The organism is Bacillus sp. ok061, assembly GCF_900108285.1.
GTDB classification, from domain to species: Bacteria; Bacillota; Bacilli; order Bacillales; family Bacillaceae_G; genus Bacillus_A; species Bacillus_A thuringiensis_S.
This window is the reverse complement of sequence record NZ_FNUW01000003.1, coordinates 154,399-179,947: the sequence shown is the minus strand read 5'-3', so window position 1 is coordinate 179,947 and position 25,549 is coordinate 154,399. Positions and strand designations below refer to the sequence as shown.

Genomic DNA, 25,549 nt, shown 5'->3' with positions numbered 1-25,549 from the left:
GTTTACTTAACGATAGAAACGTCGCGTAAGCATTGAATCGCACAGAAACAACTTAAATCAACAGTAATGCAAGTAGTTGTCGATATTAATCTTGCATTTGGTACAGCTAAAAACGTACAAATTGGATCGTCACCAGGTGGTACCGGAGAACCGTCACCTAAAACTACAGTTAATACACGTAGTACAGCACAGCTATCATCATCTACACTTTCCACACGGAAAATTGGAGATCGGCAGCTAGTAAGGCTTGAAGATGGTGCGAATGCTTCAAAAGGTTCTCCAGTTTTTGTGTATAAAATAAAAGGGCGTGTATTTGCTACTGATGCAGTATTGTGTGCACCTAAGAATGGGATTTCACAACCAGATCCACACGTTGTTGTAGAACAATCTTGTAATTCATTGATGAATTTTACAACGTCAACTACACAATGAGAAGAGCCATGGTGTTTATTTTCGTTACAACTCATTAATGTCACTCCTTATCTTCTTGTTTGTATTTACATTAATAAGATATTGGAGTCGAGGAGATTTGGTCACAATCTCAAGACCTTTTTTTTTAAATAGGCGAAAGAGGATAAGGGAAGGTGGAATTATGCTGTTTACAAGCTGGCTTTTATTTTTTATTTTTGCGTTAGCTGCTTTTAGGCTCACTCGTTTAATTGTTTATGATAAAATTACAGCCTTTTTGCGAAGACCATTTATTGATGAATTAGAGATTACCGAGCCGGATGGAAGTGTATCAACGTTTACAAAAGTAAAAGGTAAAGGATTAAGAAAGTGGATTGGCGAATTATTAAGCTGTTATTGGTGTACAGGTGTATGGGTTAGTGCTTTTTTATTAGTTTTATATAATTGTATTCCTATCGTTGCGGAGCCGTTACTTGCATTATTAGCTATTGCAGGTGCAGCAGCAATCATTGAAACGATTACAGGATATTTTATGGGAGAATAATATATTTTCATAATAAGAGGAAAAGCGGAGTTTAAAAGAATGAGGGAACGGAAATAAAGAGTTGGTCATATAGTAAATAGACAGAATTGACAGTAGAGGAGATGTTTGCTGTGAGCAGTAATCTAAGGCAAAATTCATATGACCTGCAGCAGTGGTATCAAATACAGCAACAGCACCATGCACAACAACAGGCATATCAAGAACAATTACAACAACAAGGATTTGTGAAGAAAAAGGGATGTAATTGTGGGAAAAAGAAGAACAAAATAAAACACTATGAAGAATGAAACACTCATGCTACTGTGAGTGTTTTTTATTATACATATAAAAAGCGGTATTTCTGTATTAGAAATACCGCTTTTTACTAGCTAATTTGAGCAACTGTTAATGCTGCTGCACGGATATCTACAGTTCCAATCAACTCAACTGGTACAATTTGAATTAAGTCACCAGGATTTAAGTTAATAAGAATAACACCGCTAGATACGTCTACTTCACCAGTACCAATAACGTTAGAACGAACTGCTGTACCTGATCCAGGAATAATGTTAGCTGGCGTGTTTAATGATAAGAAGAAACGACCAGCTTCTGGTGCAGTAGGTACGTTATCAAGACTAATTGTTAATGTATAACTAATTTGATAAATACCAGCTCGTAAAATTCGAATACCATCTCCGACACTTACTGTATCGTTGATTACAGGAACAGTAATATTTGGATTTGGACTTACGCTAGGTAATAGTAGTGGTGTAAATAGTGAAGCGAACTGAGGTGCAGAAGCATTGAAAGCAAAACCAAAGGCAGGTAGTGTACTAGCTGGCTTTGCCTCGCAATCGATTTTAGTAAATTCGCAATCAGAAGAGAACATGTTTTTCACTCCTTTATCTGTTTCTACTTTCAGTTAATGAAAAGGACAGGTTCTATGTTCTAGACAAGTTCCCAATTTTAAGAAATTTACATAATAATACTCTTTAAGCATGGATTGGGTGGCAGATAATTCTGCCACCCAATCCATGCTTAAATCAGTATTTAGTTTTATATAGAAACATCGCGTAAGCATTGAATAGCGCAGAAGCAACTTAAATCAACAGTAATACAAGTCGAGGTTGATATTAGTCTTGCATTTGGTACAGCTAAAAACGTACAGATTGGGTCGTCACCAGGTGGTACAGCGGTACCATCACCTAAAACTACAGTTAATACACGTAATACAGCACAGTCATCATCATCTATACTTTCTACGCGGAAAATTGGAGATCGGCAGCTAGTAAGGCTTGAAGATGGTGCGAATGCTTCAAAAGGTTCTCCAGTTTTTGTGTATAAAATAAAAGGACGTGTATTAGCTACTGATGCATTGTTATGTGCACCTAAAAATGGAACTTCGCAACCAGATCCACATGTTGTCGTTGCACATTCTTGTAGTTCATGTATAAAACGAACAACATTCGATACACAGTTGAAATCACACTCATGTTGATGATCTTCATTACAATTGCAGCTCATTATGTTCACTCCTTCTCGTGAGTTCTGACATACACTATTACAATATGAGTGGGATATGGTTGATATTACGTTAATTCTTATGATAAGAACAAGGAATTTATATAGGAGGGATGTACATAATGCATTATAAAAAAAGACATCCTTATTTAGTGGATGTCTTTTCAGGTAAATCTTTTCGGACAGTATATAGAAAGCGAGATATATCTAATTTCTTTCCTCTGAAAAATTGCGGAGAAGAAATGTAAAGTTCTTCTTTCGCACGTGTAATGGCGACATAAAGTAATCGGCGTTCTTCTTCTAATGCTTCAGAAGTTTCCGTAACGCGATCATTTGCATCTTTTAAAGAGGAAGTATGGGGCAGGATCCCATCGCTCGCTCCAAGTAAAAAGACACATGGAAATTCAAGGCCTTTTGCGTTATGAATTGACATAAGTGAAACGGCATCTTTTTGCGGCATTGTTTTTAATGCTTCCATTTCTTTTTGACCTTGAATCGCCGCGTCAATAAATTGTAAATAAGCCGGAATATCGGTGAAACGAGTTGCAGACTCCATTAATTCTTCTAACATTTCTTCTTGTATGTCTTTATGCATCGTAAAGGAAGAACGATCGTTACTTTGTAAGTACTCTAAATATTTTCCTTTACCATGAATGATTTCTTTTAATGCTTTTTTGGGTTCTAATTCTTTTATAAATTTAATAAAATCAATACGCTCATTTACCTTTTTTACTTGAAAAGGTTTTAAGCTTGGATTTAATAGTAAGAAATGAAGAAGAGAAGGGAAGCGCCCCTCACCATATTTCCATTGTTCACGTTCAATAAATGAAATACAATCATCACGTCCGATATACATCGTCGGCAATATGTTTGAAAGTGATTCTAGTCGAAACGGCTCAATCACGAGTCTTAAATGATCTAATACAGGCTTAATTAAAGAATGCTCATAAAATGATTGGCTTGCCCCGTGTTTAATAAACGGGATTTTATGAATGGTAAGCTGATCAAGTAACGAACGACTTACAGAATGTGTGCGATACAGTAAACAAAAATCTTTATAGTTTTGTTCACCGCTATCTACTTTTTCTTGAATGAGCTGTAAAATTTGATTTGCTTCATCAAGAGTCGTAGCAGGTCTTGCATAAAAAGGTTGTACACCTTCCTCACGAACGGAGTATAGCTCTTTATCAAAACGTTCTTGATTTAATTTTATAACTTCATTTCCAAGCCCGACGATAAATGGATTGGATCGATAATTCGTATTTAGTGCGATGATTGTTGTGTTATCAAATTCTTTTGGAAAAGATAAAATAATTTGGTGACTTGCTCCTCGCCAGCCATAAATTGCTTGATCATCATCACCTGCGATGAACAAATTATTTCTTGGCGTGGCTAACAATTTTACAATTTCATATTGTGCATAGGATGTATCTTGAAACTCATCTACTTCAATGTAGTGAAAACGTTGTTGTAATTGAGTTAGTAAAGGAGCATTATTTTCTAACATATAATATGTTTCCAATAAGATGTCATCGAAATCAATATAATTGTATCGTTGTTTTACCTCTTCAAAACGTTCATATACTTCTTTAAATTCTTGTTCGACTGGCGTTTTCGCCTTTACATCTTTCGGACGATTTAATTTGTTTTTCTCAAGTGAAATCATCGCGAGGATCGTTTCCGCATCATAATCGTCTTTTAAACGCAATTCTTTTAAGATTTTCTTTATCATAATTTGTTTATGTTTTTCATTTGCTAAAATTTGCTGATTATACCCTTGACTACGAAGCAATTTTAAGAAAACAGAGTGGAATGTACCAGCAACAACGTAGCTACTTGCTGCATGATTCATACCTGGTAACTTCGCAACACGACTTCGGATTTCTTCAGCTGCTTTTTGTGTAAATGTAAGTAATAAAATATTTCGTGGATGAACTTGTTTTACATTTACTAAATAACCAACGCGAGTTGTTAAAACAGATGTTTTCCCGCTTCCAGCACCAGCTAGTGTAAGAACCGGACCTTCTGTTGTGCGCACGGCTTCTAATTGTTTTTCGTTTAAAAAAACATTTTGTTGTTCGAGAGCGCGGAAATAAGCCGCATCTACATCTTCTTCCATAATTAAATGGGTAGATGTTTTCGGAATATGATATGTCGCACGCGGAATATCAGCGTGTGTTAACGATTTTTGTGAAAATTTTTCTTGTGTCATATGTTCACCTTCAAAACTATAGCATCAACATTTAACTTTAGCGGAAGAAAAAGAAAATAGCAATGTAAAAAACAGGAGGGGGCACCTCCTGCTTTCAAATTACAATTCTTTTATCATTACGACGTGCGGGATATTTGCTTCCATAAATACATCAGAACTCGTTACATATCCAAGTTTTTTATAGAAATCTTCAGCATGTGTTTGAGCATGAAGTTTCAATTTTGGTAGCGAATTTTCTTTTGCATACGCTTCAAGCGCATCCATAACAATTTTTCCGATGCCTTTTTTACGATGGGAACCTAGCACGCAAATGCGTTCCATTTTTCCTATACCATCAAGGATGCGAAAACGTCCAGCACCAACTGGAACATCATTGTCATATATAACAACGTGTGTTGAAGTTTCTTCAAACTCATCGTACTCTTCTTCAGCAGAGACACGTTGTTCATTTACAAACACTTGTTTACGTACAGAGAATGCATCTCTTAGTTGTTCGTCCGTTTGTACAATCTGTGCGTGCAAATTAGTTGTTCCCCTTTCCAAGGTGAAATGTTTCGTGTACAGTCCATGTTCCATTTTCTAATTGATATAGAAGATGGAAACGATCGATTGGTTGTTCATAATAGAAATCTTTCATACGTAATCGACCCAATACATCAGCATGCTCTGCATCTGATAAGCCTTGTCCGATTGTTAAGTGAGGTACGAAAGCATATTCGCGTTCTTGCGTGAATAACCCGCCATGCATTTCTTCATTTAAAAAAGTAAGTTCAGGTGTTTTTTCTACTTTAAAATAAAGGACGTTATTAACAGGTGCGAATGAACCGACTTTCCCAACATGAAGGGTGAAAGGGTTCGTTTTACCTGCGATTGTATGTAGCTCGTTTACAATCGATTCTAATTGTTCATCTTGCGTCTCAAAGGGTGTTTTCAATGTAATATGTGGCGGAACTAATGCGTAGTGCGGGTCATAACGTTTACGCAATCCGTTCGCTTTATCTTGAATCATTTTAGATGGAAAAATTACAATGCCTAATTTCATGTTCCAATTCCTCCCTTTGTAAGTCTAGTTAGATTTTGAGATAAATAAATCTCTTTATCTATTATATCAAATTATTCTGAATACTGCTCTCTATTATTTCATTGATAGAATATGAGAGAAGGCTTTTGGTAAATCAGTTTGCCAATATTTCCAAGTATGGTTACCTTCAAACTCCTCGTAATGCGTAATGAAATTTCTATCTGTAAGAAGTGTATTTAACTCACGGTTCGGTTCTACGAAATCAGATACTTGTCCATCAGTACGCTTTACAGCCGTTTCTTCTGTACCGATGACGTGATACAGTTCTAATGCTTGTGGATCTTTGAAGTCTTTTGCTAAGTTCATTACTGTCTCATCCACAAATGGTGATTGCATAACGACTTTACCGAATGTATGCGGATACATAAGTGCAGTCATAAAGGAAACTGTTCCGCCAAGAGAATCACCAATTAACACACGACCTTTTCCCATTTGGTAAGTTGGATAATTTTCATCGATATATGGTGCAAGTTCATGAGCAAGGAAACGAATATAAGCAGCGTTTTTCACTTCATTTGGGAAATATTTTTCTTTACGATCGTGTACATTTTTATATGGAATACCGACAATAATTGTACGGTCAATTTCTTCAGTTTCACGAAGGCGCTCAAGTACACGGTGCGCTTTACCAAGCTGAAAATAATCTCTACCATCTTGTGCAATTACAACTGTATGTTTGTGCAGTGGTGTGTAATTTACCGGTAAGTAAACGAGAAGTGTAACATCTTCTTGAAGTGATGCGCTATAAAATGAAATTTCTTCAATTCTCCCTATTGTTTGATTCATGTGGATCCCCCTAAATAAAAATTTACTGTAATGATTGTAAGAGCGACGCTTGTAGTGAAAAAGAAAGAAATATTCACTAATAGGTGCTTTCGTTTCTATTTTACCATAATGGTACGAAGAATCTAAAAAATTAGTATTTAAGTTGTGAAAGAAAACGGATATAATGAAGTGGGATTTTTGACAGGTGAGAGGGGAGACTGAATTTGAAACAAGAAAGATCAATCGCACTACCATTAGCAATTTCCATTATAGCCATTTCATTCGCAGCAGTTTTTGTAAAGATGTCCTCAGCACCATCTTCAATATTAAGTATGTATCGATTATGGATTATCGTGCTTATTATGCTGCCTATCGTTTGGAAAAAACGGAAAGAGTTTAGTAAGATTCAAATAAAAGATTGGGGATTTTTAATTGGATCTGGTTTTTTTTTAGCGCTTCATTTTCTTTTATGGTTTGAATCTTTAAAGCATACGACAGTTGCTAGTTCGACGATTATTTTAGCGCTTCAACCAATCGTATCTTTAGTTGGAGGTTTTTTCTTATTTAAAGAAAGAACAACATACTCAGCCATTGCTACAATGGGAATAGCGATACTAGGCGTAATGTGTATTGGGTGGGGAGATTTAGGGTTAAGTGAACAAGCAATTTATGGAGATATATTATCCTTTTTAAGTGTAATAGCGGTTGTTGGTTATTTATTTATCGGGCAAACGACAGTAAAGAAAGTATCACACTGGATTTACAGCTTTACAGTCTTTGCATTCGCAGGTATTTTTATGGGGATTTATAATATAGTATTGCAAGTGCCTTTTACAGGTTATACGAAGTGGGACTGGACCGTTTTTCTTTTACTTGCAGTTGTGCCAACAGTGTCACACGTCATTAATAATTGGTTATTAAACTACGTAAATGCAACAACAATTTCAATGAGTATTTTAGGAGAACCAGTTGGAGCATCTATATTAGCGTTCTTTTTACTAGGTGAAAGACTAAATGCCATGCAAATTATCGGTAGCATGCTCGTATTGTTTGGTGTATCTGTTTTCTTACTACAGCAACAAAAACGAACAGCAAAAAATGTAGTGAACGAACCGGCTTATACACAGGAAATATAATGTTAGAGGAGAAAAGAGAAGTTGTGATACTTCTCTTTTTGTTTTATAGAAATTTAGTTGAAGGAGGGGGAGTTTAGTGGAATTTCCATCAAAAAAAGATGTATGGTTATACCCGATTTTTTTCGTTATCATTGGAGCGTGTTTTGCCCCCATATTTGTAGGAAGAGAATATTTTCTTTTATTTTTTACACTTCCGTTAGCAATATTATTTATGTGGAGTTGGTTTTCGACAAAATACATCGTCGGAGAAGAAACAATTACAATTAGATCAGGTCTCGTTAAAAAACGCATATTTATACAAGATATAAAACAAATTTCAAATACGAAAAATCCAATAGCTGCTCATGCATTGTCATTGGATCGACTTGAAATTGTTTACCGCGCACATAAAACAGAAGTTATTTCTCCTAAAGATAAAGACCAATTCATCAATCTTGTTACAAGTAAAAATTCACACATTGAAATTAAGTAAAAGAGTGGCTAGAAAGCCACTCTTTTACTTTGGATTTGTCATATAAGGTTGTACATGAATGACACATAGGTCACGAAATTTGCCTTCAGCAGTTGTGACGATTACGACTGCTTTACCTGCACTTTTTCCAGTAATCGTCACGGTGTCACCTTTTGGATATATGGTGATGATATCAGAATTCATATTTGACCAAATAAGCTCTTTATTCGTTGCTTGTATTGGCAAAATGGAAGCTGATAACACAATGTTTTGTCCCGTTTTTATTTTTAATTTATGTTTTTCCATATGAACACCGATGACTGAAATAACAGAAGGAGCAATTGAAATTTTAGGCGGGTTAGGTTGCATGTTTAAACAAGACGCAGAAGTATTTGTGATAGGTGAAAATTTTCGTGTTTGTTGTTGCTGGAAAGCTGCTAACATGTTGGAGTCCCCTTTCTGTATAAGTGCTGATACTCATACTATAAAGGAGTAGTGTTATGTTAAATTTAACGAAACATAAAGAATTTGTTAAATTTGATAAGAAGATTGTCGAACTGTAAAAAATCTCTGCTGTTACGATAACAGCAGAGATTTCTTTTTATAGATTATGACTATGTTGTTTTTCGAAATCCTCAAATTGCTCTTCAACTTCTTTTGAAGGTTGTGTTAGTAAACTAACAATTACGATTACTAGTAAACTAATAGTGAAACCAGGAATCATTTCATATAAGAATTCTTTTAAGAATTTGAATTGAGTCCAAATAATTACTGTAGCGGCACCAGAAATCATACCAGCAAGTGCGCCCCACTTCGTCATACGTTTCCAATATAAGCTTAATAAAATAGCAGGTCCGAATGAAGAACCAAATCCAGCCCAAGCGTATCCAACAAGAGCTAAAATCGTATCATCTTGTTTAAGTGCTAATGCACATCCAATTAAAGCGATAACAAGAACAGCCATACGACCGACAAATACAAGTTCTTTATCAGAAGCAGAACGCTTAAAGAATGTACGATATAAATCTTCAGTTACAGCACTCGAAGTAACGAGTAACTGAGATGAAATTGTACTCATAACCGCTGCTAAAATAGCTGCTAATAAAAATCCAGTAATAAGTGGATGGAATAAAATAGTGCCAAGTTCAACGAAAATCGTTTCTGGATCAGAAAGTTTTAAACCTGCTTTTGAATAGTACGCAATACCGATAAGGCCAGTAAACATAGCTCCGACAACAGAAAAAATCATCCAGCTCATACCAATACGTCGTGCGCTTTTAATTTCTTTTACAGAAGAAATTGCCATAAAGCGTACGATAATATGTGGTTGTCCAACATAACCAAGGCCCCATGCGAATAATGAAATAATTCCTAATACAGAAGTACCTTTAAAAATATCTAATAATGCCGGATCGATAGATTTAATTGTTTCAAATGCTGGACCAAGTCCATTTACGTGCATAATTGTTACGACTGGAACAAGAATAAGAGCGACTACCATAATGATTCCTTGCACGAAGTCTGTCCAACTTACAGCTAAAAACCCACCAAATAATGTGTAAGCTACGACAACTCCACCAACGATAAGAAGACCAACATGGTAATTGAGTCCAAATGAATTTTCGAATAATACAGCGCCAGAGACAAATCCTGAAGCTACATAAAACGTGAAAAATATCATAATAACAAGTCCAGATACTAGGCGTAGCATATGGGATTTGTCGTGGAAACGGTGTTCCAAAAATTCTGGGATAGTAATAGAGTTGTTTGCAATTTCAGAGTAGGTACGTAAGCGAGGAGCGACATAGATCCAGTTTGCGTATGCGCCTAATGTTAGGCCGATCGCAATCCAGCTACTACTTAATCCAACGCTAAACATTGCACCGGGTAATCCCATTAAAAGCCAACCACTCATATCAGCTGCTCCAGCACTTAATGCTGTTACTGCGGGGCCTAGTGTACGCCCGCCAAGCATATAATCTGTTAAGTTGGATGTTCGTTTGTAGGCGAAATAGCCAATTACTAACATCCCGAGCATGTAAATAGAGATAGAAGTTAAAGTTAACATCTGCGTACTCATGTAGTTCCCCTTCCTTTTGTCATGTCTTTTGATGCGTTATGCATATTTATCCCGCATTAACGGGTAGTAAAACTCCCACCTTAAAATTGGCTGGGCAAGGAAGTTAGGTGGGAGATCAACTGCCCGTAAATGCCCGATTGGTTCAACTAATAATCAGTGGGGTGATGAACAAAACCCCCACTGATTAAAGTTTCACTTTATAATCTATCATGATTATTCTGAAAAATCCATATAGAAATACGAATTTTCAGAAATGTAAGCGTTTTTTGATGTTATTTTACTTTTTTAATATATAATATTCATACAAAAAACCTTATTTTTAATAGAGTATTTATTATATTTACATAAAAAGAGGTTGTTTTGTCAATATAATATTGAAAGGAAAGAAAAATAAAATTTTAAAAAAAGTATTGACTTGTGAAAAAAGTTAGGTCTATAATGAGTGCAACTTAAAAAAATGCAAGCGTTGATGAAGAAGAGTACACATGATGAACATGTCAGAGAGCTGATGGTTGGTGCGAATCAGTATGGAATTGATGTGGAATGGGCTTCGGAGCTTCCAAACCGAAACGAAAGAAGTAGGCTTTGGCGACATGATCTCATCGATACAAGAGACACGTATTGTTTTTGATGCGGTAAAGTGCGTTACATTTGTAACGAATTAAGGTGGCACCACGGGAGTACCCGTCCTTTCTATAGGATGAGTACTCCCTTTTTGTGTATAAAAAATTAAATAAATGAAATCGTTTAAGTAAGAAGAGTACGTATATTGGAGACGTTACAGAGAGCTGGGAATAGGTGGGAGCCCGGTACGGTGCCATATACGGAATGGGCTTACGAGAGGTATGCTGAACAATTATTTTCAGTAGGCAACCCGGGTTCCGCCGTTACAAGGATAAGGTATAAATTTTGTACCTGAACAAAGCGGGATGCTTTTGCATCCAACACGAGGTGGTACCGCGGTATATTTATCGTCCTCTACATATTTTCGATATGTAGGGGACTTTTTTATTTTTCAGAGTGAGGTGAAGGACATGATGACGAAAGAAGAATTTATAAAACAAAAAAGAGAGAGAAAGACATTTTTAGTAATCACTGAAGAAGAAGGAGATAGCATTACGCCAATTTCTTTATATAGACGTATGAAAGGGAAGAAGAAATTTTTATTAGAAAGTTCACAGCTTCATCAAGATAAAGGGCGTTATTCTTACTTAGGATGTAATCCTTATGGAGAGGTGAAAAGCGTTGGTACGGAAGTAGAACGAATGATATATGGGCAAACAGAAAAGTTACAAGGTAACGTACTACAAGTGTTAGAAGAAGTAATCGCATCCTCACAAGTAGATAGCCCATTTCCATTTTGCGGAGGAGCAGTTGGTTATATTGGATATGATGTCATTCGGCAGTATGAAAACATTGGAGCGGATTTACACGACCCATTAAATGTTCCGGAAGTACACCTTTTACTATATCGTGAGTTTATCGTTTACGATCATTTACGCCAAAAGTTGTCGTTTGTATATGTATGCAGGGAAGATGATTCAGCAGATTATGAGGAAGTATACGAAAGGCTACGAGTATACAAAGAGGAAGTGCTACAAGGAGAAGAAACTGAAGTAAATGCAATACAATCCACATTATCATTCACTTCTTCTATAACGGAAAAAAAGTTTTGTGAGATGGTAGAAACGGCGAAAGAATACATTCGGGCCGGGGACATATTCCAAGTCGTATTATCTCAGCGTTTGCAAAGTGAATGTATTGGTGATCCTTTCGCGTTATACCGAAAGCTTCGAATTACCAATCCATCACCATATATGTTCTATATCGATTTTCAAGATTATGTTGTACTCGGTTCTTCGCCGGAAAGCTTGTTATCAGTTAGAGAAGATAAGGTGATGACGAATCCAATTGCGGGTACGAGGCCGAGAGGGAAAACGAAGGAGCAAGATGCGGAAATTGAAAAAGAACTGTTAGAAGATGAGAAAGAACGAGCGGAGCACATGATGCTTGTAGATCTTGGTCGGAATGATATTGGCAGAGTAAGTGAAATTGGATCCGTGACGATAGATAAATATATGAAAGTAGAAAAATACTCTCACGTTATGCACATTGTATCTGAAGTTTACGGAACATTACGAAAACGAATGAGTGGATTTGATGCATTAGCGTATTGCCTACCAGCAGGAACAGTGTCAGGCGCTCCGAAAATTAGAGCGATGGAAATTATAAATGAGCTAGAGAATGAAAAAAGAAATGTATACGCAGGTGCAGTTGGATACGTTAGTTTTTCAGGGAATCTTGATATGGCGCTCGCCATTCGAACGATGGTCATAAAGGATGAAAAAGCATACGTTCAGGCAGGAGCGGGAATTGTTTATGATTCAGACCCAGTAGCTGAATATGAAGAAACGTTAAATAAAGCGAGAGCGCTCTTGGAGGTAATGAAATGATTGTACTGATTGATAATTATGATTCATTCACTTATAACTTGTATCAACTGTTAGGTGAATACGAAGAAGATATTGTAGTCGTAAGAAATGACCAAATAACGATAGAACAGCTAGAAGGGATGAATCCAACAGGAATTGTGCTTTCGCCAGGACCAGGAAAACCAGAGGATGCTGGCATTTGTATCGAAGTGATTCGTCACTTTTATAAGAACGTTCCCATATTAGGTATTTGCCTCGGACACCAGGCGATTATATCAGCATTTGGAGGAGAAATTGTTAGAGCGGAGCGCATTAAACACGGAAAAACATCACGCGTAAAACATAACGGAACATCAATCTTTTCATACGTGACACAGCCGCTAACAGCGATGCGCTACCATTCCCTTGTTGCAGCGCAAACGAGTTTGCCAGAGTGTTTTGACATATTAGCGACAGCGATGGACGACGGAGAAATTATGGCAGTTCGTCACAATTATTATCCGCTATTCGGATTACAGTTTCATCCAGAATCAATCGCGACAGAAGAAGGCGGAAAGTTAATACGTGCCTTTTTAACAGAAGTGAAGGAGGAGGAAAGAGTATGAATAACTATCTTCGTAAATTAGTGGAGGGACAACATTTAACAGAAGAGGAAATGTATAGAGCAGGGCTTCTTTTATTAAATGAAAACATATTGGAAAGTGAAATTGCAGCTTTCTTAGTCTTACTGAAAGCGAAAGGTGAAACAGCAGAAGAAATATACGGCCTTGTTCGAGCTCTTCGCGAAAAGGCATTACCGTTTTTGAACCATATACAAGGAGCAATGGACAATTGCGGAACGGGTGGTGACGGTGCCCAAACGTTTAATATTAGTACAACATCGGCATTTGTACTCGCAGGAGCTGGCGTAAAGGTTGCAAAACATGGTAACCGTGCTGTATCTAGTAAAACAGGAAGTGCAGATTTATTAGAAGAACTGGGTGTAAATATTAGCAGTACACCAAACGAAATTGATTATTTATTAGAGCATGTCGGCATCGCATTTTTATTCGCACCAGCGATGCATCCAGCATTAAGACGTATTATGAAAATAAGAAAAGAATTAAATGTGCCGACAATCTTTAATTTAATTGGTCCTTTAACAAATCCAGTGAATTTAGAAACACAATTTGTCGGTATTTATAAACGAGATATGTTATTACCAGTTGCACAAGTATTACAAAAGTTAGGCCGGAAACAAGCGCTTGTCGTAAATGGAAGTGGTTTTTTAGATGAAGCGTCATTACAAGGGGAAAATCACGTAGTCCTTTTAAAAGATAATGAAATAGTAGAAATGAATATTGATCCAGAAAAGTATGGTTTTTCAAGAGTGAAAAATGAAGAAATTAGAGGAGGGAATTCAAAAGAAAATGCAAAGATTACAGTCGGCGTATTGAGTGGAGAAAAGAGTGTTTACCGCGATACTGTGTTATTAAATGCAGGTCTAGCCCTTTTTGCAAATGGAAAAACAGAAACGATTGAAGAAGGAATTAAACTAGCAACACATAGCATTGACTCTGGAAAAGCATTAACCAAATTAAACTTATTAATTGCAGCAAGCAACGAAAAATTAGAAAGGGTGAACTAAAGTGGGGACGATTTTAGATAAAATTGTAGAACAGAAGAAAAAGGAAGTTGCGGAGTTATATGAAACGTATACACCAGTAAAAACAAAAAGAAAGGCACATTCACTTGTAGAAGCGTTACAGCAGTTTACTGTCATTGCAGAAGTAAAGCGAGCATCACCATCAAAAGGAGATATCAATTTACACGTTGACGTACGAAAACAAGTGGGAACATATGAGAAATGTGGTGCAGGAGCAGTATCTGTTTTAACAGATGGTCAATTTTTTAAAGGATCGTTTCACGATTTGCAAACGGCAAGAGAAGAAAGTAACATTCCGCTTTTATGTAAAGATTTCATAATCGATAAGATTCAAATCGATAGAGCGTATGAAGCGGGAGCAGATATTATTTTACTAATCGTAGCAGCGTTAACGAAAGAGAAATTAAAAGAGTTGTATGGCTACGTGTTAGAAAAAGGATTGGAAGCGATTGTTGAAGTTCATGATGAACAGGAATTAGAAACTGCGATCCAACTAAATCCACATGTTATTGGCATTAATAATCGTAATTTAAAAACGTTCGAAGTAGATTTAAGCCAAACTGAAAAGTTAGGAAAACGATTGAATGAGGAGAAATTACTTTGGATTAGTGAAAGTGGCATTCATTCAAAAGAAGATATTACCCGCGTTAAAAGAGCTGGGGCAAAAGGGGTATTAGTTGGAGAGGCACTTATGACATCATCTTCTATTAGTAGCTTTTTTGAAGATTGTAAGGTGAATATATGAAAGTGAAAATTTGCGGTATTACTGATGTTGAAACAGCAAAATGTGCTTGCGAATACGGAGCAGATGCAATCGGATTTGTTTTTGCAGAAAGTAAGCGGGAAATTACTCCGGGGCTAGCGAAAGAAATTATTGGGGAGCTTCCAGCACACGTGTTAAAAATTGGGGTTTTCGTAAATGAATCAGTTGAAGTGATTCAGAAGATTGCAGATGAGTGCGGGTTAACGCATGTGCAACTACATGGGGATGAAGAGAATCATCGAATTAGAAGATTGAATATTCCATCTATAAAATCACTAGGAGTAACTTCAGAGAGTGATATGAAAAGCGCTCAAGCATATGAAACGGATTATATATTGTTTGATAGCCCGAAAGAAAAGTTTCATGGAGGAAATGGAAAGACATTTTCATGGGAACTACTTGGGCATATGCCAAAAGAATTGCGAAAGAAAACGATATTAGCTGGTGGATTAAACGCTCTTAATATAGAAGAAGCAATTCGAACTGTTCGGCCATATATGGTCGATGTGAGCAGCGGAGTAGAGACAGAAGGAAAGAAAGATGTAGAGAAAATAAAACAATTTATTATAAAAGCGAAGGAGTGTTCCAAATGAACTACGCATATCCAGATGAAAAAGGACATTACGGTATATACGGAGGACGATACGTTCCAGAAACGTTAATGCAATCTGTACTAGAACTAGAAGAAGCATATAAAGAAGCGATGCAAGATGAAGCATTTCAAAAGGAATTAAATCATTATTTAAAAACGTACGTCGGAAGAGAAACACCGCTATATTATGCTGAAAATATGACGAAGTATTGCGGTGGTGCAAAGATTTATTTAAAACGTGAAGATTTGAACCATACAGGAGCTCATAAAATTAACAATACAATCGGTCAGGCACTACTTGCAGTGCGAATGGGCAAGAAAAAAGTTGTCGCTGAAACAGGAGCTGGACAACACGGAGTTGCAACAGCTACTGTATGTGCTCTTCTCGGGTTAGAATGCGTCATTTTTATGGGAGAAGAAGATGTGAGACGTCAAAAATTAAATGTGTTCCGAATGGAATTACTCGGAGCGAAAGTAGAAAGTGTAGCGGCAGGTAGCGGCACATTAAAAGATGCGGTGAACGAGGCGCTTCGCTACTGGGTTTCACACGTGCATGATACACACTACATTATGGGATCAGTTCTCGGACCACATCCGTTCCCACAAATTGTCCGTGATTTCCAAAGTGTAATTGGGAATGAAACGAAGAAACAATATGAAGAGTTAGAAGGAAAATTACCAGAAGCAGTCGTTGCTTGTATTGGTGGTGGTAGTAACGCAATGGGAATGTTTTATCCGTTTGTACACGATGAAGAAGTTGCTCTTTACGGCGTAGAAGCAGCTGGAAAAGGCGTTCATACAGAAAAGCATGCAGCAACTTTAACGAAAGGAAGCGTCGGTGTTTTACACGGATCAATGATGTATCTTCTGCAAAACGAAGAAGGGCAAATTCAAGAAGCACACTCTATTTCAGCAGGACTCGATTATCCAGGTGTTGGTCCAGAACATAGCTTGCTAAAAGATATTGGCCGCGTTTCTTATCATTCGATAACAGATGAAGAAGCGTTAGAAGCATTTCAATTATTAACGAAAAAAGAAGGCATTATCCCGGCGCTAGAAAGTTCACATGCTGTCGCATACGCATTAAAATTAGCTCCGAAAATGAAGGAAGATGAAGGACTTGTTATTTGCTTATCAGGCCGCGGTGATAAAGATGTAGAGAGTATAAAACGTTATATGGAAGAGGTGTAAAAAATGGGAGTAGAAAAAATTAAAGCAGCGTTTGAAAATGGTAAGAAAGCATTTATTCCGTACGTAATGGGCGGAGATGGTGGCCTTGAAAAATTAAAAGAAAGAATTCGTTTTCTAGATGAGGCTGGAGCAAGCATCGTTGAAATTGGTATTCCGTTTTCAGATCCAGTCGCGGACGGCCCAACGATTCAAAGAGCAGGAAAGCGAGCGCTAGATAGCGGCGTAACATTAAAAGGCATTTTTCAAGCATTAATAGAGGTAAGGAAAGAAGTACAAATTCCGTTTGTACTCATGACATATTTAAATCCAGTACTCGCATTCGGAAAAGAACGATTCATCGAAAACTGTATAGAAGCAGGTGTAGACGGTATTATCGTCCCAGACTTACCGTATGAAGAACAAAATATTATTGCGCCGTTACTTCGAGAGGCAAACATTGCGCTCATTCCACTCGTTACCGTAACGAGTCCTATTGAAAGAATTGAAAAAATTACGAGTGAATCAGAAGGGTTCGTTTATGCTGTTACAGTAGCGGGCGTAACGGGAGTACGTCAAAACTTTAAAGAAGAGATTCATAGTTACTTAGAAAAAGTAAAATCACACGTCAACTTACCAGTCGTCGCAGGATTCGGTATTTCAACAAAGGAACATGTAGAAGAAATGATTACAATATGTGACGGCGTTGTTGTTGGAAGTAAAGTTATTGAGCTGTTAGAAAATGGAGAAAGAGAAGGGATATGTGAATTAATACAGGCGACAAAACAAAAAGAAGAGGCGTAAGTCCCTTCTTTTTGTTTTGCTCAATAAATGTTAAAATATACAGAAAATACATATAATTTAGAGGGTGAGAAGGCATGCTAAGATGGAAATTACTATATCTTCTTTTAACTGTACCACTATACGCTTGGCTCATTAGCATGACGAAAATAGAGTTGATGGCTCTATTTTTAGGATATGTATTCATCTTTTCAAACTTAAATCGCATTCAAGAACAGTCTATTTTAGAAATATGTATATTTTCGATTAGTGTAGAATTATTTAGTATTGTTTCGATTGTATTATTAAACGAATTATTCAGGTGGATTCATTCATTTGAATTAATGAAATTTGGAAATATTGTATTGCAAGTAATATGTGCTTATATTGTGTTTGTTGTGTTAGATAAAATAGTCGGACAGCAGACAATTTTTCAGGATAATAGAAAATGGGAGTGAATGAAAAGGAGCCGTTTGGCTCTTTTTTTGAATCTGTTGTAAAAACAATTGAAAATTATGTCATCTGTTATATAATAGTTAAAAATTGTATTTTAAACGAAATGAGATGATAACATGGCCATATTGTTGGCACTTATCCCAATTATGATGATTTTCATTTGTTTATTTTTATTTAAACAAACGTCATTAAGGTCCTCGTTAATTTCTTATGCAGTGTCTGTCGGAATCGTTTTACTCTCACCAACGTTTCGATTAGGGATAAGTGAAACTGTGCACGCAACGATTAAAGGATGGTTAATTTGTTTTATTGTCGGGTACGTTTTATTTTTCGGTATTTTTTTATTTCACCTCATGAACAAAATGGGGTACATCGATCAAGTAGCGCGTTTTCTAGAAGCAGTTACTCAGGATCGTTTATTACAAATGCTGCTTATGTGTTTTGGCATTTGCCCGCTTATTGAATCAGTAAGTGGATTCGGTATTGGCTTCATGGTTGCAGCACCTATTTTTCTTTCACTAGGATATAAACCATTTCAAGCTGTACTGCTCTCATTTATCGGCTTACTAGCTAGTTCATGGGGCGCAATGGCAACTGGTACGATTATCGGTTCGCAGCTAATAAATATGCCTCTTACAACACTTGGTACAAATACAGCGCTATTAAGTATTCCGATGTTTGCTTACTTTGTTATTCTTTCTTTACACGTTGTTGGCGGCTGGCAAGCGGTTATAGAAAAGTGGAAAGAAGGAGTAGGATTCTTTCTATTATTTTCTCTCGGAATCTATCTTTCTAATGCGTACGTAAGTGTTGAACTAGCCGGGATATTAAGTTCTATCGTTACGATTACATTTGGCTTTCTTATCATTAAATTAAAAGGAAAAAGTGGGCAGAATCTTATAACAGAACATGCGGCTGCAACGGAGAGAGAAGTATCCATTATAAAAATTATTAGCCCTTATATATTTCTAACAGTTTGTATTTTACTTTCTCGCCTCGTTCCAGCATTACATGATTTGTTCAGATCATATGCGGTTCTTGATTTGAAATCATACTCTTACAAACTAGAGTTACTATATTCACCAGGATTTTGGCTCGGTATGACTTGCTTATTTACTATTATTTTCTTCCGCATCCCGTCTAATATTATTAAACAATCACTCTCGCAAACGATCAAACAATGGATTCCTTTTGCTATTACTACGACAATGTTTATCGCCATTTCAGAACTAATGGGTGCATCAGGCATGCATTTATTACTCGCAAAGACAGCTGGTGAAACATTTGGAACCTTTTTCGTTTTTGTTGCTCCGTTTATTGGCGCTATTGGTGGATTTTTAACAGGTAGTAACGCAGGATCAAATGCAATGTTTATAAAACTACAAATGCAAACCGCACAAAACGTAGCACTCCCGTGGCAATACGTCACAACACTGCAAAACACCGCATCATCAGTAGCGACAATCGCTTGTCCGTCACGGATTACACTAGGTGCTTACTTATGTAATATCCCTTACCGTGAAAATGAACTATTAAAGAAGACGACGTTAATGATCTTTGTTGCGGCTTTACTTGTAGTGGTAGAGGTTATTGTTTGGTATATGTTGAGAAATTAAAAATCCCCCTAACATAGGAGGATTTTTTTTATGAGTGGATAATGATTTAAATATGAATAGCTTCTACTAAATGAATAGGAGATGAAATGTATGCCCCTAAAAAACTACGGTGTGTTAAAAGGTACAGTTATACAATCAAAGATTGGAAAAGGGAAAACACCTCATTATCAAGTTCATTTACAGGGCGAGACTGGAGTAGATTATCGTATTGCAATTAACGTAAAGTCGCAAAGTTATCCGTCAGAAGTTTTATATTTTGCGAGTAACAATATTAAATCAGAAGCGATTCATATTTTACCGACATTACCATTCGGTTTTACAGAAATAAAAAACAATGAACCGAAAGTGGCTTTAGATTATGTAAGAGGAAATCTATTTGATTCAAAACAAATGATTCCTTTGCCTCCCGAAAAAGCAGGAGCAGATAATGATTTAAACGAAAAAATAGAACGTTATATAAAGCGAGCGATAGAAGAAAAAGCGATTATTTACGCGTTTGGTGAAAGATGGGGACCAGAAGAAAATACACCAGATTCCTATTTTCATTTCAAACCAGGAAACGGTATACATGATATTCACATGAATCAAGGGAATGTAGAGAAATGGAAAGGTGATAATGGCATATGGCAAGACGGAGGGATACTCATTCACTTTGAAAAGGAAGAAGAATGGATTGGTATCTTTCTTGCATTCCAATCACAGTCATGGTGTACGGATGAAGAAGGGCATGCTCGTGTGCCTGTTGAGCATTGTGATTATAAGGGGAATAATTAATAAGAAGAGGGCGTTCAAAAAGAACGCCCTCTTCTTATTTTATAAAACGAAAAACTAACGAGTGTAGAAAGACAAGAGAAAAGCAGTGCTACACTAGAAAACGCAATGAGATACATATTATATTTCATAACCTGTCCAATTAGCTGATTACTGTCGTACTGAAAAAGTCCGGCTATTATATTGAATAAAAATAAAACGATAAACATGACGATAACTCCGTCTATTGATCCTTTAATGTCTGGTTTACTTAAAGCGATATGTGCAGAAATGCAAATGGCGATAAATAAAAATAACCAAAAGGAAGGGTTCAATAAATTGCCGATTGTAAATAAGCTTTTCAATAATACAAACGTCGACAAGAGCATGTTTTGGATCATTTCTATATTAATAGAAGTAGAAGCGATCGTTTTTTCGAGAGTTGTATTAAATAAAAAATATGATTCTGGTACGAAATAGCGCATTAAAAGGATTAGTGCAGTAATACCAGAAATAATAGGCCCGATACCGATGAAGAAATTCCCAATTCGTTGATATACACTTTTTTGATTGTATTGATGTTGTACGTAGCCTAAAGCACCTTGACTTATGTCTGTTGGGAAGAACTGCGTTGCAACAATTTTATGACGAAATAGTACGCACATAATGGCATGTCCAAGTTCATGAATAGGAACACCAATCCACGCAGTTAAAAGGAATCCTTTTCTTCCGAAAGCTCTCGACCAATACATCCGTGTGAGAGATTCTAAATAGCCTAATAGAAATCCAATTACAATGATAACGCCAATTAAAGATAATAATTGGATTACGCTTGTAAGGAGTATTTGAAAAATTGAGTTTACCAATTCCATTGTCTTTCATCCAATCTGTTAAAAATATTATTTATTCTGTTTCATAATAGCATTTTTTTTCAAGATTGCTAGCACATATATTTCTTTCGAAAGAAGGATTTCAGAATCTTTTTCTTGTAGTCATGTTTTATGTACAAAGTCATATATTGAATTTGTAACACCCTATATGGTATATGCTTAAGGAGGGATGAGAGAATGAAATGTCCGTCATGTCATACAGAAAATGCAGCAGAGGCAAAGTTTTGCGGGAATTGTGGACATTCGTTAACGGAAGAAGTAGTGGCAAGTAGTGGTCAAGAAGAAGGGCCGGAACAAGCACGCGCGGCACAAGTAAAGGAAACTCGGCCAAATGAAACGGTAGAGCAAGCGAAGCGGTTTGCGAGCGGCTATTTTCAATTTTTTAAACATGCATTACAAGCACCGACAGCGATTATGAAAAGCGGCACGATTGAAGTAAGAAATGGAATTGTAAGTCTTGTTCTTATTTGTTTTTTAGGAGCATGTATTTTTTATAGAATGATGAGTGCAGCATCAGCAGTTACGAGAACATTTGCACCAGATATATCTACTCCCACGTTTTTTGGAGAATCTATAACGGTCTTTTTCTTTTTATTAATTTTAACTTTATTTGTCGGATTTATTATTTTTGTAAGTGGCAAGATGATGAAATCATCTTTTTCGTTTCTTGAAGTATTTGGTATATGGGGAACGATAGCGACGCCGGCTATTGTCATATTAGTCCTTTCTTTTCTTTTTAGTTTCTTATTAATCTTTTTCTTACCTATATTATTATCCGTAGCTGCAACTTATATAGGGATTAGTATAACTGTAGCCGTATTAAAGCTAGACAATGGCGGATTAGATCTCGTTTACACACTTATTATTGCAAATGTTTTAATTGGAATTGCAACATTCATTGTACTTTGGTCTTACATTAGCACGATAATTCAAGCCTTAACACAGGGAATAACTGGCTTCTAATGAAAAGGTGGTTGACTGGATGAATGTATGTACAAAGTGCGGAGTTCAGTTTGAAGATGGTGTGCAATTTTGTCAAAACTGCGGGACGAAGAGGGGACGTTCTGTAGTAAAGAAGAACATGAGCGGTGGTGTAAAAGTTGGCATTACACTGTTAGCGCTATTTGTTATAGCGATTATTGGATTGTATTTGTACGGATCGTCGTATTATACGCAGGTGGCACAAGTAGACCGGATGATTACGATTTTACAAGAGAGGGACGGAGAGAGATTAGCTGAGATCGTTACGGCAGATGATCCATCGGTTATGATAACGAGAGAGAGCGTAACGCCTCTATTTTCGTATATAAAAGAAAATCCATCTTACGTGAATGAATTAAAAGAATATTTGAGACAAGGTGAAAAACAACGGGACGGAATAGAAAGAGCTGATTTTTCATTAACGAAAGACGGAAAGTATTTCTTTATATTTGATCGATATAAATTGAAAGCGAAGACGTACTATACAACTTTGCTTACAAATGAAAAAGACGTATCGTTAAAAATGAACGGAAAAGAAATTGATAAGACAGATGACAAAAAGTTTGAGAAGCAATATGGGCCATTTCTTCCGGGAAATCAAGTGTTTCAATCAGAATATAAAAATGACTACGTAAAACTATCGCGTGAGGAAAAGGTTGTACTTATGAAACAAAGCCAAAATAACGTAACGGTAGATTTAACGTTGCAAGGTCAATATATTACAGTTCAAACGAACGCGCCTGGTGCAACATTGTACGTAAATCAAAAACCAGTTACAGCGCTGGCAGGAGAAGAAATTACATGGGGGCCTGTAGCGACTGATGGAAGTGCGACGATTTATTTAGAACGAAATGGAGAAAGTGGACGGGAAACGACAAAAGTAGAGACGGTAACGGCACTTTCGTCTTATAATCTTCCATTTCAAAAGAAAAGTACAGAAAAAACAGTTGTTTATAATGTTACCCCGCCACCTACGACTGAGTATGTATATAATGGTTTCATCTTTCCTGATAGTGATATTCGAAAATTAACGAGCGCAGATTTAACATATTTATCGAAAGAGCGGTTGAAAATTGCTAGAAATGAAATATATGCAAGGCATGGACATATTTTTCAAACGAAAGATATGCAAGCGTATTTTGCAAAACAGTCTTGGTATAGAGAAAATCCTTACTTTACAGGAACGTTAACAGATATCGAAACTTATAATATTGAACTAATCAAATCAAGAGAATAGAACACATGAAAAAAGGTACAGTGCATAACTGTACCTTTTTTATGGTTTTTTATCTGAACCAGGATCCCTTGAGAAAAAGATATGAAAGAGAAATGTGACTTTACTTGCTCCTCCTGATGTACTTGCTTGCACATCAGATAAACCATTAGATGTTAAAACACTTTCAGAATGAGGGGGTACGACTATTTTGAGATTATCATCTGATTCTGATGATGCAGTAACTGTTATTGTATCATCGGATAAATTCAAAATTTTTACAGTACCGATTGGTAAGATGGACTTGCCAGCGTGTGATGCTGAAGCGAAGCGAGAGCCTTTCCAAATCGTTTGTGGGAAAGTCTCATCATTAGATAACCAAGCACGAGCACTATAGATGGTTGCGTTAATGGAGAATTCTTGATCAAGCGACAAGGCGGGTTTTGGTTCTTTCGGTTCCTCTGGAGTTTGAGCGAGAAGGCCGGCGCACATGTATGTTTCACCTACTTTCAATTGTTACTGTTATAGCATATTAAACATATTGTTTATAAGACACGACAGTTACCTATTCAAGCATAGGTTTGTGCACAAAATTTGAAGATGAAAGTCTCTTTCTTTACAATGGAAGTAGGTGTTATTTCTATAAAATATGGAAAACGTAAAGAGTATGTAAAAAAGAAGGAGTGGTAAAGTGAACTATGTCATTATTGGCGGAGATGCAGCTGGTATGAGTGCAGCGATGCAAATTGTTAGAAACGATGAAAATGCAAATGTTGTAACTTTAGAAAAAGGTGAAATTTATTCGTACGCTCAGTGTGGATTACCGTATGTCATTAGTGGTGCTATCGCTTCAACTGAAAAGTTAATCGCGCGCAACGTGAAGACGTTTCGTGAGAAATATGGAATTGATGCGAAAGTGCGTCATGAAGTAACGAAAGTAGATACGGAAAAGAAAATGGTGTACGCAGAGCATACGAAGACGAAAGATGTCTTTGAATTTCCGTACGATCGATTATTAATTGCGACTGGAGTGCGTCCTGTTATGCCAGAATGGGAAGGACGGGAATTACAAGGCGTTCATCTTTTAAAAACAATTCCTGATGCTGAGCGCATATTAAAAACGCTAGAAACGAATAAAGTTGAAGATGTAACGATTATTGGCGGTGGTGCAATCGGACTGGAAATGGCAGAAACATTCGTCGAACTTGGTAAGAAAGTAAGAATGATTGAGCGAAATGATCATATCGGTACGATTTACGATGCAGATATGGCAGAGTACATACATAAAGAAGCAGATAAGCATCATATTGAAATTTTAACGAATGAAAATGTAAAAGCGTTTAAAGGGAATGAACGAGTAGAAGCAATTGAAACGGATAAAGGTACGTATAAAGCAGATCTTGTTTTAGTGTCGGTAGGAGTGAAGCCAAATACTGATTTTCTTGAAGGGACAAATATACGTAAGAATCATAAAGGGGCAATTGAAGTAAATGCATATATGCAAACGAATGTGCAAGACGTATATGCAGCTGGTGATTGCGCAACACATTACCACGTTATAAAGGAAATTCATGATCATATCCCGCTCGGAACGACTGCCAATAAACAAGGGCGACTTGCTGGACTGAATATGCTGGATAAACGAAGAGCATTTAAAGGTACGTTAGGTACAGGCATTATTAAATTTATGGATTTGACACTCGCAAGAACAGGATTAAATGAAAAAGAAGCGAAAGGGCTAAACATCCCGTATAAAACAGTCAAAGTAGATTCTACAAATATGGCGGGCTATTATCCAAATGCAAAACTACTTTACTTGAAATTACTATATCGATCCGATACGAAACAATTACTGGGCGGGCAAGTAATTGGAGAAGAAGGCGTAGATAAACGAATTGATGTGATCGCAATGGCGCTTTTCAATAAAATGAGTGTTCACGATTTAGAAGATGTCGACTTAAGTTATGCACCACCATATAACAGCGTGTGGGACCCAATTCAACAAGCGGCAAGGAGAGCAGAATAGCACTTTTTAAGTGCTATTTTTTTTGCAAAGGTAGGTAAACTTTTTTAGCGAATAATAAAGA

28 protein-coding genes and 2 other annotated features are annotated in these 25,549 nt (G+C 36.7%); of the genes, 17 read left to right on the top strand and 11 right to left on the bottom strand.

Annotation, left to right across the window (positions count from 1 at the left end; translation table 11 throughout):
* Nucleotides 1-2: 2 nt before the first annotated feature.
* Nucleotides 3-467 carry an exosporium assembly protein ExsY gene (gene exsY / locus C4S65_RS05960; RefSeq protein ID WP_001277742.1) on the bottom strand — a complete coding sequence of 155 codons (465 nt, stop codon included), beginning with the start codon at nt 465-467 and terminating at the stop codon, nt 3-5.
* Between the two features lie 125 nt (nt 468-592).
* Between exsY and C4S65_RS05955 the strand changes: the two genes are divergently transcribed.
* A complete protein-coding gene (locus tag C4S65_RS05955) occupies nt 593-952 on the top strand; it encodes a DUF1360 domain-containing protein (RefSeq protein ID WP_000899659.1) in 360 nt (119 codons plus the stop codon).
* 101 nt (nt 953-1,053) lie between these two features.
* Nucleotides 1,054-1,239, top strand: coding sequence for a hypothetical protein (locus C4S65_RS05950; protein WP_003306531.1), 186 nt, complete (start codon nt 1,054-1,056; stop codon nt 1,237-1,239).
* Between the two features lie 77 nt (nt 1,240-1,316).
* Here C4S65_RS05950 and exsF read toward each other — a convergent pair whose 3' ends face one another.
* From exsF to C4S65_RS05920, 6 genes are all read right to left on the bottom strand, one after another.
* Complete coding sequence (gene exsF, locus C4S65_RS05945; RefSeq protein ID WP_000492942.1) at nt 1,317-1,820, bottom strand: exosporium protein ExsF; 504 nt, start codon at nt 1,818-1,820, stop codon at nt 1,317-1,319.
* Nucleotides 1,821-1,987: 167 nt separating this feature from the next.
* Nucleotides 1,988-2,455: a spore coat protein CotY gene (gene cotY / locus C4S65_RS05940; protein WP_001277719.1), complete on the bottom strand. Its 468-nt coding sequence runs from the start codon at nt 2,453-2,455 to the stop codon at nt 1,988-1,990.
* Between the two features lie 142 nt (nt 2,456-2,597).
* Entirely contained in the window at nt 2,598-4,664 is a 2,067-nt protein-coding gene (locus C4S65_RS05935) for an ATP-dependent helicase (RefSeq protein WP_098838632.1), read from the bottom strand.
* Nucleotides 4,665-4,763: 99 nt separating this feature from the next.
* Nucleotides 4,764-5,186 (bottom strand): GNAT family N-acetyltransferase, encoded by a 423-nt coding sequence (locus tag C4S65_RS05930; protein ID WP_000543294.1) that lies wholly within the window; start codon nt 5,184-5,186, stop codon nt 4,764-4,766.
* Nucleotide 5,187: 1 nt separating this feature from the next.
* Nucleotides 5,188-5,706: a YjcG family protein gene (locus C4S65_RS05925; RefSeq protein ID WP_000765871.1), complete on the bottom strand. Its 519-nt coding sequence runs from the start codon at nt 5,704-5,706 to the stop codon at nt 5,188-5,190.
* A gap of 93 nt (nt 5,707-5,799) precedes the next feature.
* A complete protein-coding gene (locus tag C4S65_RS05920) occupies nt 5,800-6,531 on the bottom strand; it encodes an alpha/beta hydrolase-fold protein (RefSeq protein ID WP_098838633.1) in 732 nt (243 codons plus the stop codon).
* 203 nt (nt 6,532-6,734) lie between these two features.
* Between C4S65_RS05920 and C4S65_RS05915 the strand changes: the two genes are divergently transcribed.
* Both C4S65_RS05915 and C4S65_RS05910 read left to right on the top strand, forming a co-directional pair.
* A complete protein-coding gene (locus C4S65_RS05915; RefSeq protein WP_000808256.1) occupies nt 6,735-7,646 on the top strand; it encodes a DMT family transporter in 912 nt (303 codons plus the stop codon).
* Between the two features lie 76 nt (nt 7,647-7,722).
* Nucleotides 7,723-8,118: a PH domain-containing protein gene (locus C4S65_RS05910; protein ID WP_098324014.1), complete on the top strand. Its 396-nt coding sequence runs from the start codon at nt 7,723-7,725 to the stop codon at nt 8,116-8,118.
* Nucleotides 8,119-8,142: 24 nt separating this feature from the next.
* Here the strand turns inward: C4S65_RS05910 and C4S65_RS05905 are convergent, their stop codons facing one another.
* A complete protein-coding gene (locus tag C4S65_RS05905; protein ID WP_000878734.1) occupies nt 8,143-8,541 on the bottom strand; it encodes an Ig-like domain-containing protein in 399 nt (132 codons plus the stop codon).
* A gap of 157 nt (nt 8,542-8,698) precedes the next feature.
* Complete coding sequence (gene putP / locus C4S65_RS05900; protein ID WP_000107195.1) at nt 8,699-10,177, bottom strand: sodium/proline symporter PutP; 1,479 nt, start codon at nt 10,175-10,177, stop codon at nt 8,699-8,701.
* A gap of 457 nt (nt 10,178-10,634) precedes the next feature.
* Nucleotides 10,635-10,872, top strand: a binding site (T-box leader).
* Between the two features lie 42 nt (nt 10,873-10,914).
* Nucleotides 10,915-11,159, top strand: a binding site (T-box leader).
* Between the two features lie 52 nt (nt 11,160-11,211).
* Here putP and trpE point away from each other — a divergent pair.
* From trpE to C4S65_RS05845, 10 genes are all read left to right on the top strand, one after another.
* The gene (gene trpE, locus C4S65_RS05890) at nt 11,212-12,630 is read left to right on the top strand and encodes an anthranilate synthase component I (protein ID WP_061668035.1); all 1,419 of its coding nucleotides are present in this window, start codon (nt 11,212-11,214) and stop codon (nt 12,628-12,630) included.
* The gene (locus tag C4S65_RS05885) at nt 12,627-13,214 is read left to right on the top strand and encodes an aminodeoxychorismate/anthranilate synthase component II (protein ID WP_000636341.1); all 588 of its coding nucleotides are present in this window, start codon (nt 12,627-12,629) and stop codon (nt 13,212-13,214) included. Before trpE ends, C4S65_RS05885 begins: the two co-directional genes overlap by 4 nt.
* Nucleotides 13,211-14,236 carry an anthranilate phosphoribosyltransferase gene (trpD, locus tag C4S65_RS05880; RefSeq protein WP_001067377.1) on the top strand — a complete coding sequence of 342 codons (1,026 nt, stop codon included), beginning with the start codon at nt 13,211-13,213 and terminating at the stop codon, nt 14,234-14,236. The genes C4S65_RS05885 and trpD overlap by 4 nt, the downstream gene beginning before the upstream one ends.
* A 1-nt stretch (nt 14,237) precedes the next feature.
* A complete protein-coding gene (gene trpC, locus C4S65_RS05875) occupies nt 14,238-14,999 on the top strand; it encodes an indole-3-glycerol phosphate synthase TrpC (protein ID WP_000536710.1) in 762 nt (253 codons plus the stop codon).
* Entirely contained in the window at nt 14,996-15,610 is a 615-nt protein-coding gene (locus C4S65_RS05870; RefSeq protein ID WP_000865126.1) for a phosphoribosylanthranilate isomerase, read from the top strand. The genes trpC and C4S65_RS05870 overlap by 4 nt, the downstream gene beginning before the upstream one ends.
* Nucleotides 15,607-16,800, top strand: coding sequence for a tryptophan synthase subunit beta (trpB, locus tag C4S65_RS05865; RefSeq protein WP_001105039.1), 1,194 nt, complete (start codon nt 15,607-15,609; stop codon nt 16,798-16,800). Before C4S65_RS05870 ends, trpB begins: the two co-directional genes overlap by 4 nt.
* 3 nt (nt 16,801-16,803) lie before the next feature.
* Nucleotides 16,804-17,580, top strand: coding sequence for a tryptophan synthase subunit alpha (gene trpA, locus C4S65_RS05860; RefSeq protein WP_000537828.1), 777 nt, complete (start codon nt 16,804-16,806; stop codon nt 17,578-17,580).
* A gap of 74 nt (nt 17,581-17,654) precedes the next feature.
* Nucleotides 17,655-18,014 carry a DUF4029 domain-containing protein gene (locus tag C4S65_RS05855; protein ID WP_000946977.1) on the top strand — a complete coding sequence of 120 codons (360 nt, stop codon included), beginning with the start codon at nt 17,655-17,657 and terminating at the stop codon, nt 18,012-18,014.
* A gap of 114 nt (nt 18,015-18,128) precedes the next feature.
* Complete coding sequence (locus C4S65_RS05850; RefSeq protein ID WP_086405988.1) at nt 18,129-19,628, top strand: L-lactate permease; 1,500 nt, start codon at nt 18,129-18,131, stop codon at nt 19,626-19,628.
* Between the two features lie 90 nt (nt 19,629-19,718).
* A complete protein-coding gene (locus C4S65_RS05845) occupies nt 19,719-20,402 on the top strand; it encodes a DUF2278 family protein (RefSeq protein ID WP_001128605.1) in 684 nt (227 codons plus the stop codon).
* Nucleotides 20,403-20,416: 14 nt separating this feature from the next.
* Here C4S65_RS05845 and C4S65_RS05840 read toward each other — a convergent pair whose 3' ends face one another.
* A complete protein-coding gene (locus C4S65_RS05840) occupies nt 20,417-21,250 on the bottom strand; it encodes a hypothetical protein (RefSeq protein WP_086405989.1) in 834 nt (277 codons plus the stop codon).
* A 195-nt stretch (nt 21,251-21,445) separates the two neighbouring features.
* Between C4S65_RS05840 and C4S65_RS05835 the strand changes: the two genes are divergently transcribed.
* Nucleotides 21,446-22,231, top strand: coding sequence for a zinc ribbon domain-containing protein (locus tag C4S65_RS05835; protein WP_098838634.1), 786 nt, complete (start codon nt 21,446-21,448; stop codon nt 22,229-22,231).
* Between the two features lie 19 nt (nt 22,232-22,250).
* The gene (locus C4S65_RS05830; protein WP_098617801.1) at nt 22,251-23,486 is read left to right on the top strand and encodes a YARHG domain-containing protein; all 1,236 of its coding nucleotides are present in this window, start codon (nt 22,251-22,253) and stop codon (nt 23,484-23,486) included.
* Nucleotides 23,487-23,525: 39 nt separating this feature from the next.
* Here the strand turns inward: C4S65_RS05830 and C4S65_RS05825 are convergent, their stop codons facing one another.
* Nucleotides 23,526-23,954, bottom strand: coding sequence for a hypothetical protein (locus tag C4S65_RS05825; protein ID WP_098838635.1), 429 nt, complete (start codon nt 23,952-23,954; stop codon nt 23,526-23,528).
* 199 nt (nt 23,955-24,153) lie between these two features.
* Between C4S65_RS05825 and C4S65_RS05815 the strand changes: the two genes are divergently transcribed.
* Nucleotides 24,154-25,488 (top strand): CoA-disulfide reductase, encoded by a 1,335-nt coding sequence (locus tag C4S65_RS05815; protein ID WP_098838637.1) that lies wholly within the window; start codon nt 24,154-24,156, stop codon nt 25,486-25,488.
* The last annotated feature ends 61 nt before the right edge of the window (nt 25,489-25,549 follow it).

What these genes read in the sequence shown, in the direction of transcription:
- exsY (WP_001277742.1), bottom strand. Translation starts at nt 467, where the DNA reads ATGAGTTGTAACGAAAATAAACACCATGGCTCTTCTCATTGTGTAGTT.
- C4S65_RS05955 (WP_000899659.1), top strand. Translation starts at nt 593, where the DNA reads ATGCTGTTTACAAGCTGGCTTTTATTTTTTATTTTTGCGTTAGCTGCT.
- C4S65_RS05950 (WP_003306531.1), top strand. Translation starts at nt 1,054, where the DNA reads ATGTTTGCTGTGAGCAGTAATCTAAGGCAAAATTCATATGACCTGCAG.
- exsF (WP_000492942.1), bottom strand. Translation starts at nt 1,820, where the DNA reads ATGTTCTCTTCTGATTGCGAATTTACTAAAATCGATTGCGAGGCAAAG.
- cotY (WP_001277719.1), bottom strand. Translation starts at nt 2,455, where the DNA reads ATGAGCTGCAATTGTAATGAAGATCATCAACATGAGTGTGATTTCAAC.
- C4S65_RS05935 (WP_098838632.1), bottom strand. Translation starts at nt 4,664, where the DNA reads ATGACACAAGAAAAATTTTCACAAAAATCGTTAACACACGCTGATATT.
- C4S65_RS05925 (WP_000765871.1), bottom strand. Translation starts at nt 5,706, where the DNA reads ATGAAATTAGGCATTGTAATTTTTCCATCTAAAATGATTCAAGATAAA.
- C4S65_RS05920 (WP_098838633.1), bottom strand. Translation starts at nt 6,531, where the DNA reads ATGAATCAAACAATAGGGAGAATTGAAGAAATTTCATTTTATAGCGCA.
- C4S65_RS05905 (WP_000878734.1), bottom strand. Translation starts at nt 8,541, where the DNA reads ATGTTAGCAGCTTTCCAGCAACAACAAACACGAAAATTTTCACCTATC.
- putP (WP_000107195.1), bottom strand. Translation starts at nt 10,177, where the DNA reads ATGAGTACGCAGATGTTAACTTTAACTTCTATCTCTATTTACATGCTC.
- trpE (WP_061668035.1), top strand. Translation starts at nt 11,212, where the DNA reads ATGATGACGAAAGAAGAATTTATAAAACAAAAAAGAGAGAGAAAGACA.
- C4S65_RS05885 (WP_000636341.1), top strand. Translation starts at nt 12,627, where the DNA reads ATGATTGTACTGATTGATAATTATGATTCATTCACTTATAACTTGTAT.
- trpD (WP_001067377.1), top strand. Translation starts at nt 13,211, where the DNA reads ATGAATAACTATCTTCGTAAATTAGTGGAGGGACAACATTTAACAGAA.
- C4S65_RS05870 (WP_000865126.1), top strand. Translation starts at nt 14,996, where the DNA reads ATGAAAGTGAAAATTTGCGGTATTACTGATGTTGAAACAGCAAAATGT.
- trpB (WP_001105039.1), top strand. Translation starts at nt 15,607, where the DNA reads ATGAACTACGCATATCCAGATGAAAAAGGACATTACGGTATATACGGA.
- trpA (WP_000537828.1), top strand. Translation starts at nt 16,804, where the DNA reads ATGGGAGTAGAAAAAATTAAAGCAGCGTTTGAAAATGGTAAGAAAGCA.
- C4S65_RS05855 (WP_000946977.1), top strand. Translation starts at nt 17,655, where the DNA reads ATGCTAAGATGGAAATTACTATATCTTCTTTTAACTGTACCACTATAC.
- C4S65_RS05850 (WP_086405988.1), top strand. Translation starts at nt 18,129, where the DNA reads ATGGCCATATTGTTGGCACTTATCCCAATTATGATGATTTTCATTTGT.
- C4S65_RS05845 (WP_001128605.1), top strand. Translation starts at nt 19,719, where the DNA reads ATGCCCCTAAAAAACTACGGTGTGTTAAAAGGTACAGTTATACAATCA.
- C4S65_RS05840 (WP_086405989.1), bottom strand. Translation starts at nt 21,250, where the DNA reads ATGGAATTGGTAAACTCAATTTTTCAAATACTCCTTACAAGCGTAATC.
- C4S65_RS05835 (WP_098838634.1), top strand. Translation starts at nt 21,446, where the DNA reads ATGAAATGTCCGTCATGTCATACAGAAAATGCAGCAGAGGCAAAGTTT.
- C4S65_RS05830 (WP_098617801.1), top strand. Translation starts at nt 22,251, where the DNA reads ATGAATGTATGTACAAAGTGCGGAGTTCAGTTTGAAGATGGTGTGCAA.
- C4S65_RS05825 (WP_098838635.1), bottom strand. Translation starts at nt 23,954, where the DNA reads ATGTGCGCCGGCCTTCTCGCTCAAACTCCAGAGGAACCGAAAGAACCA.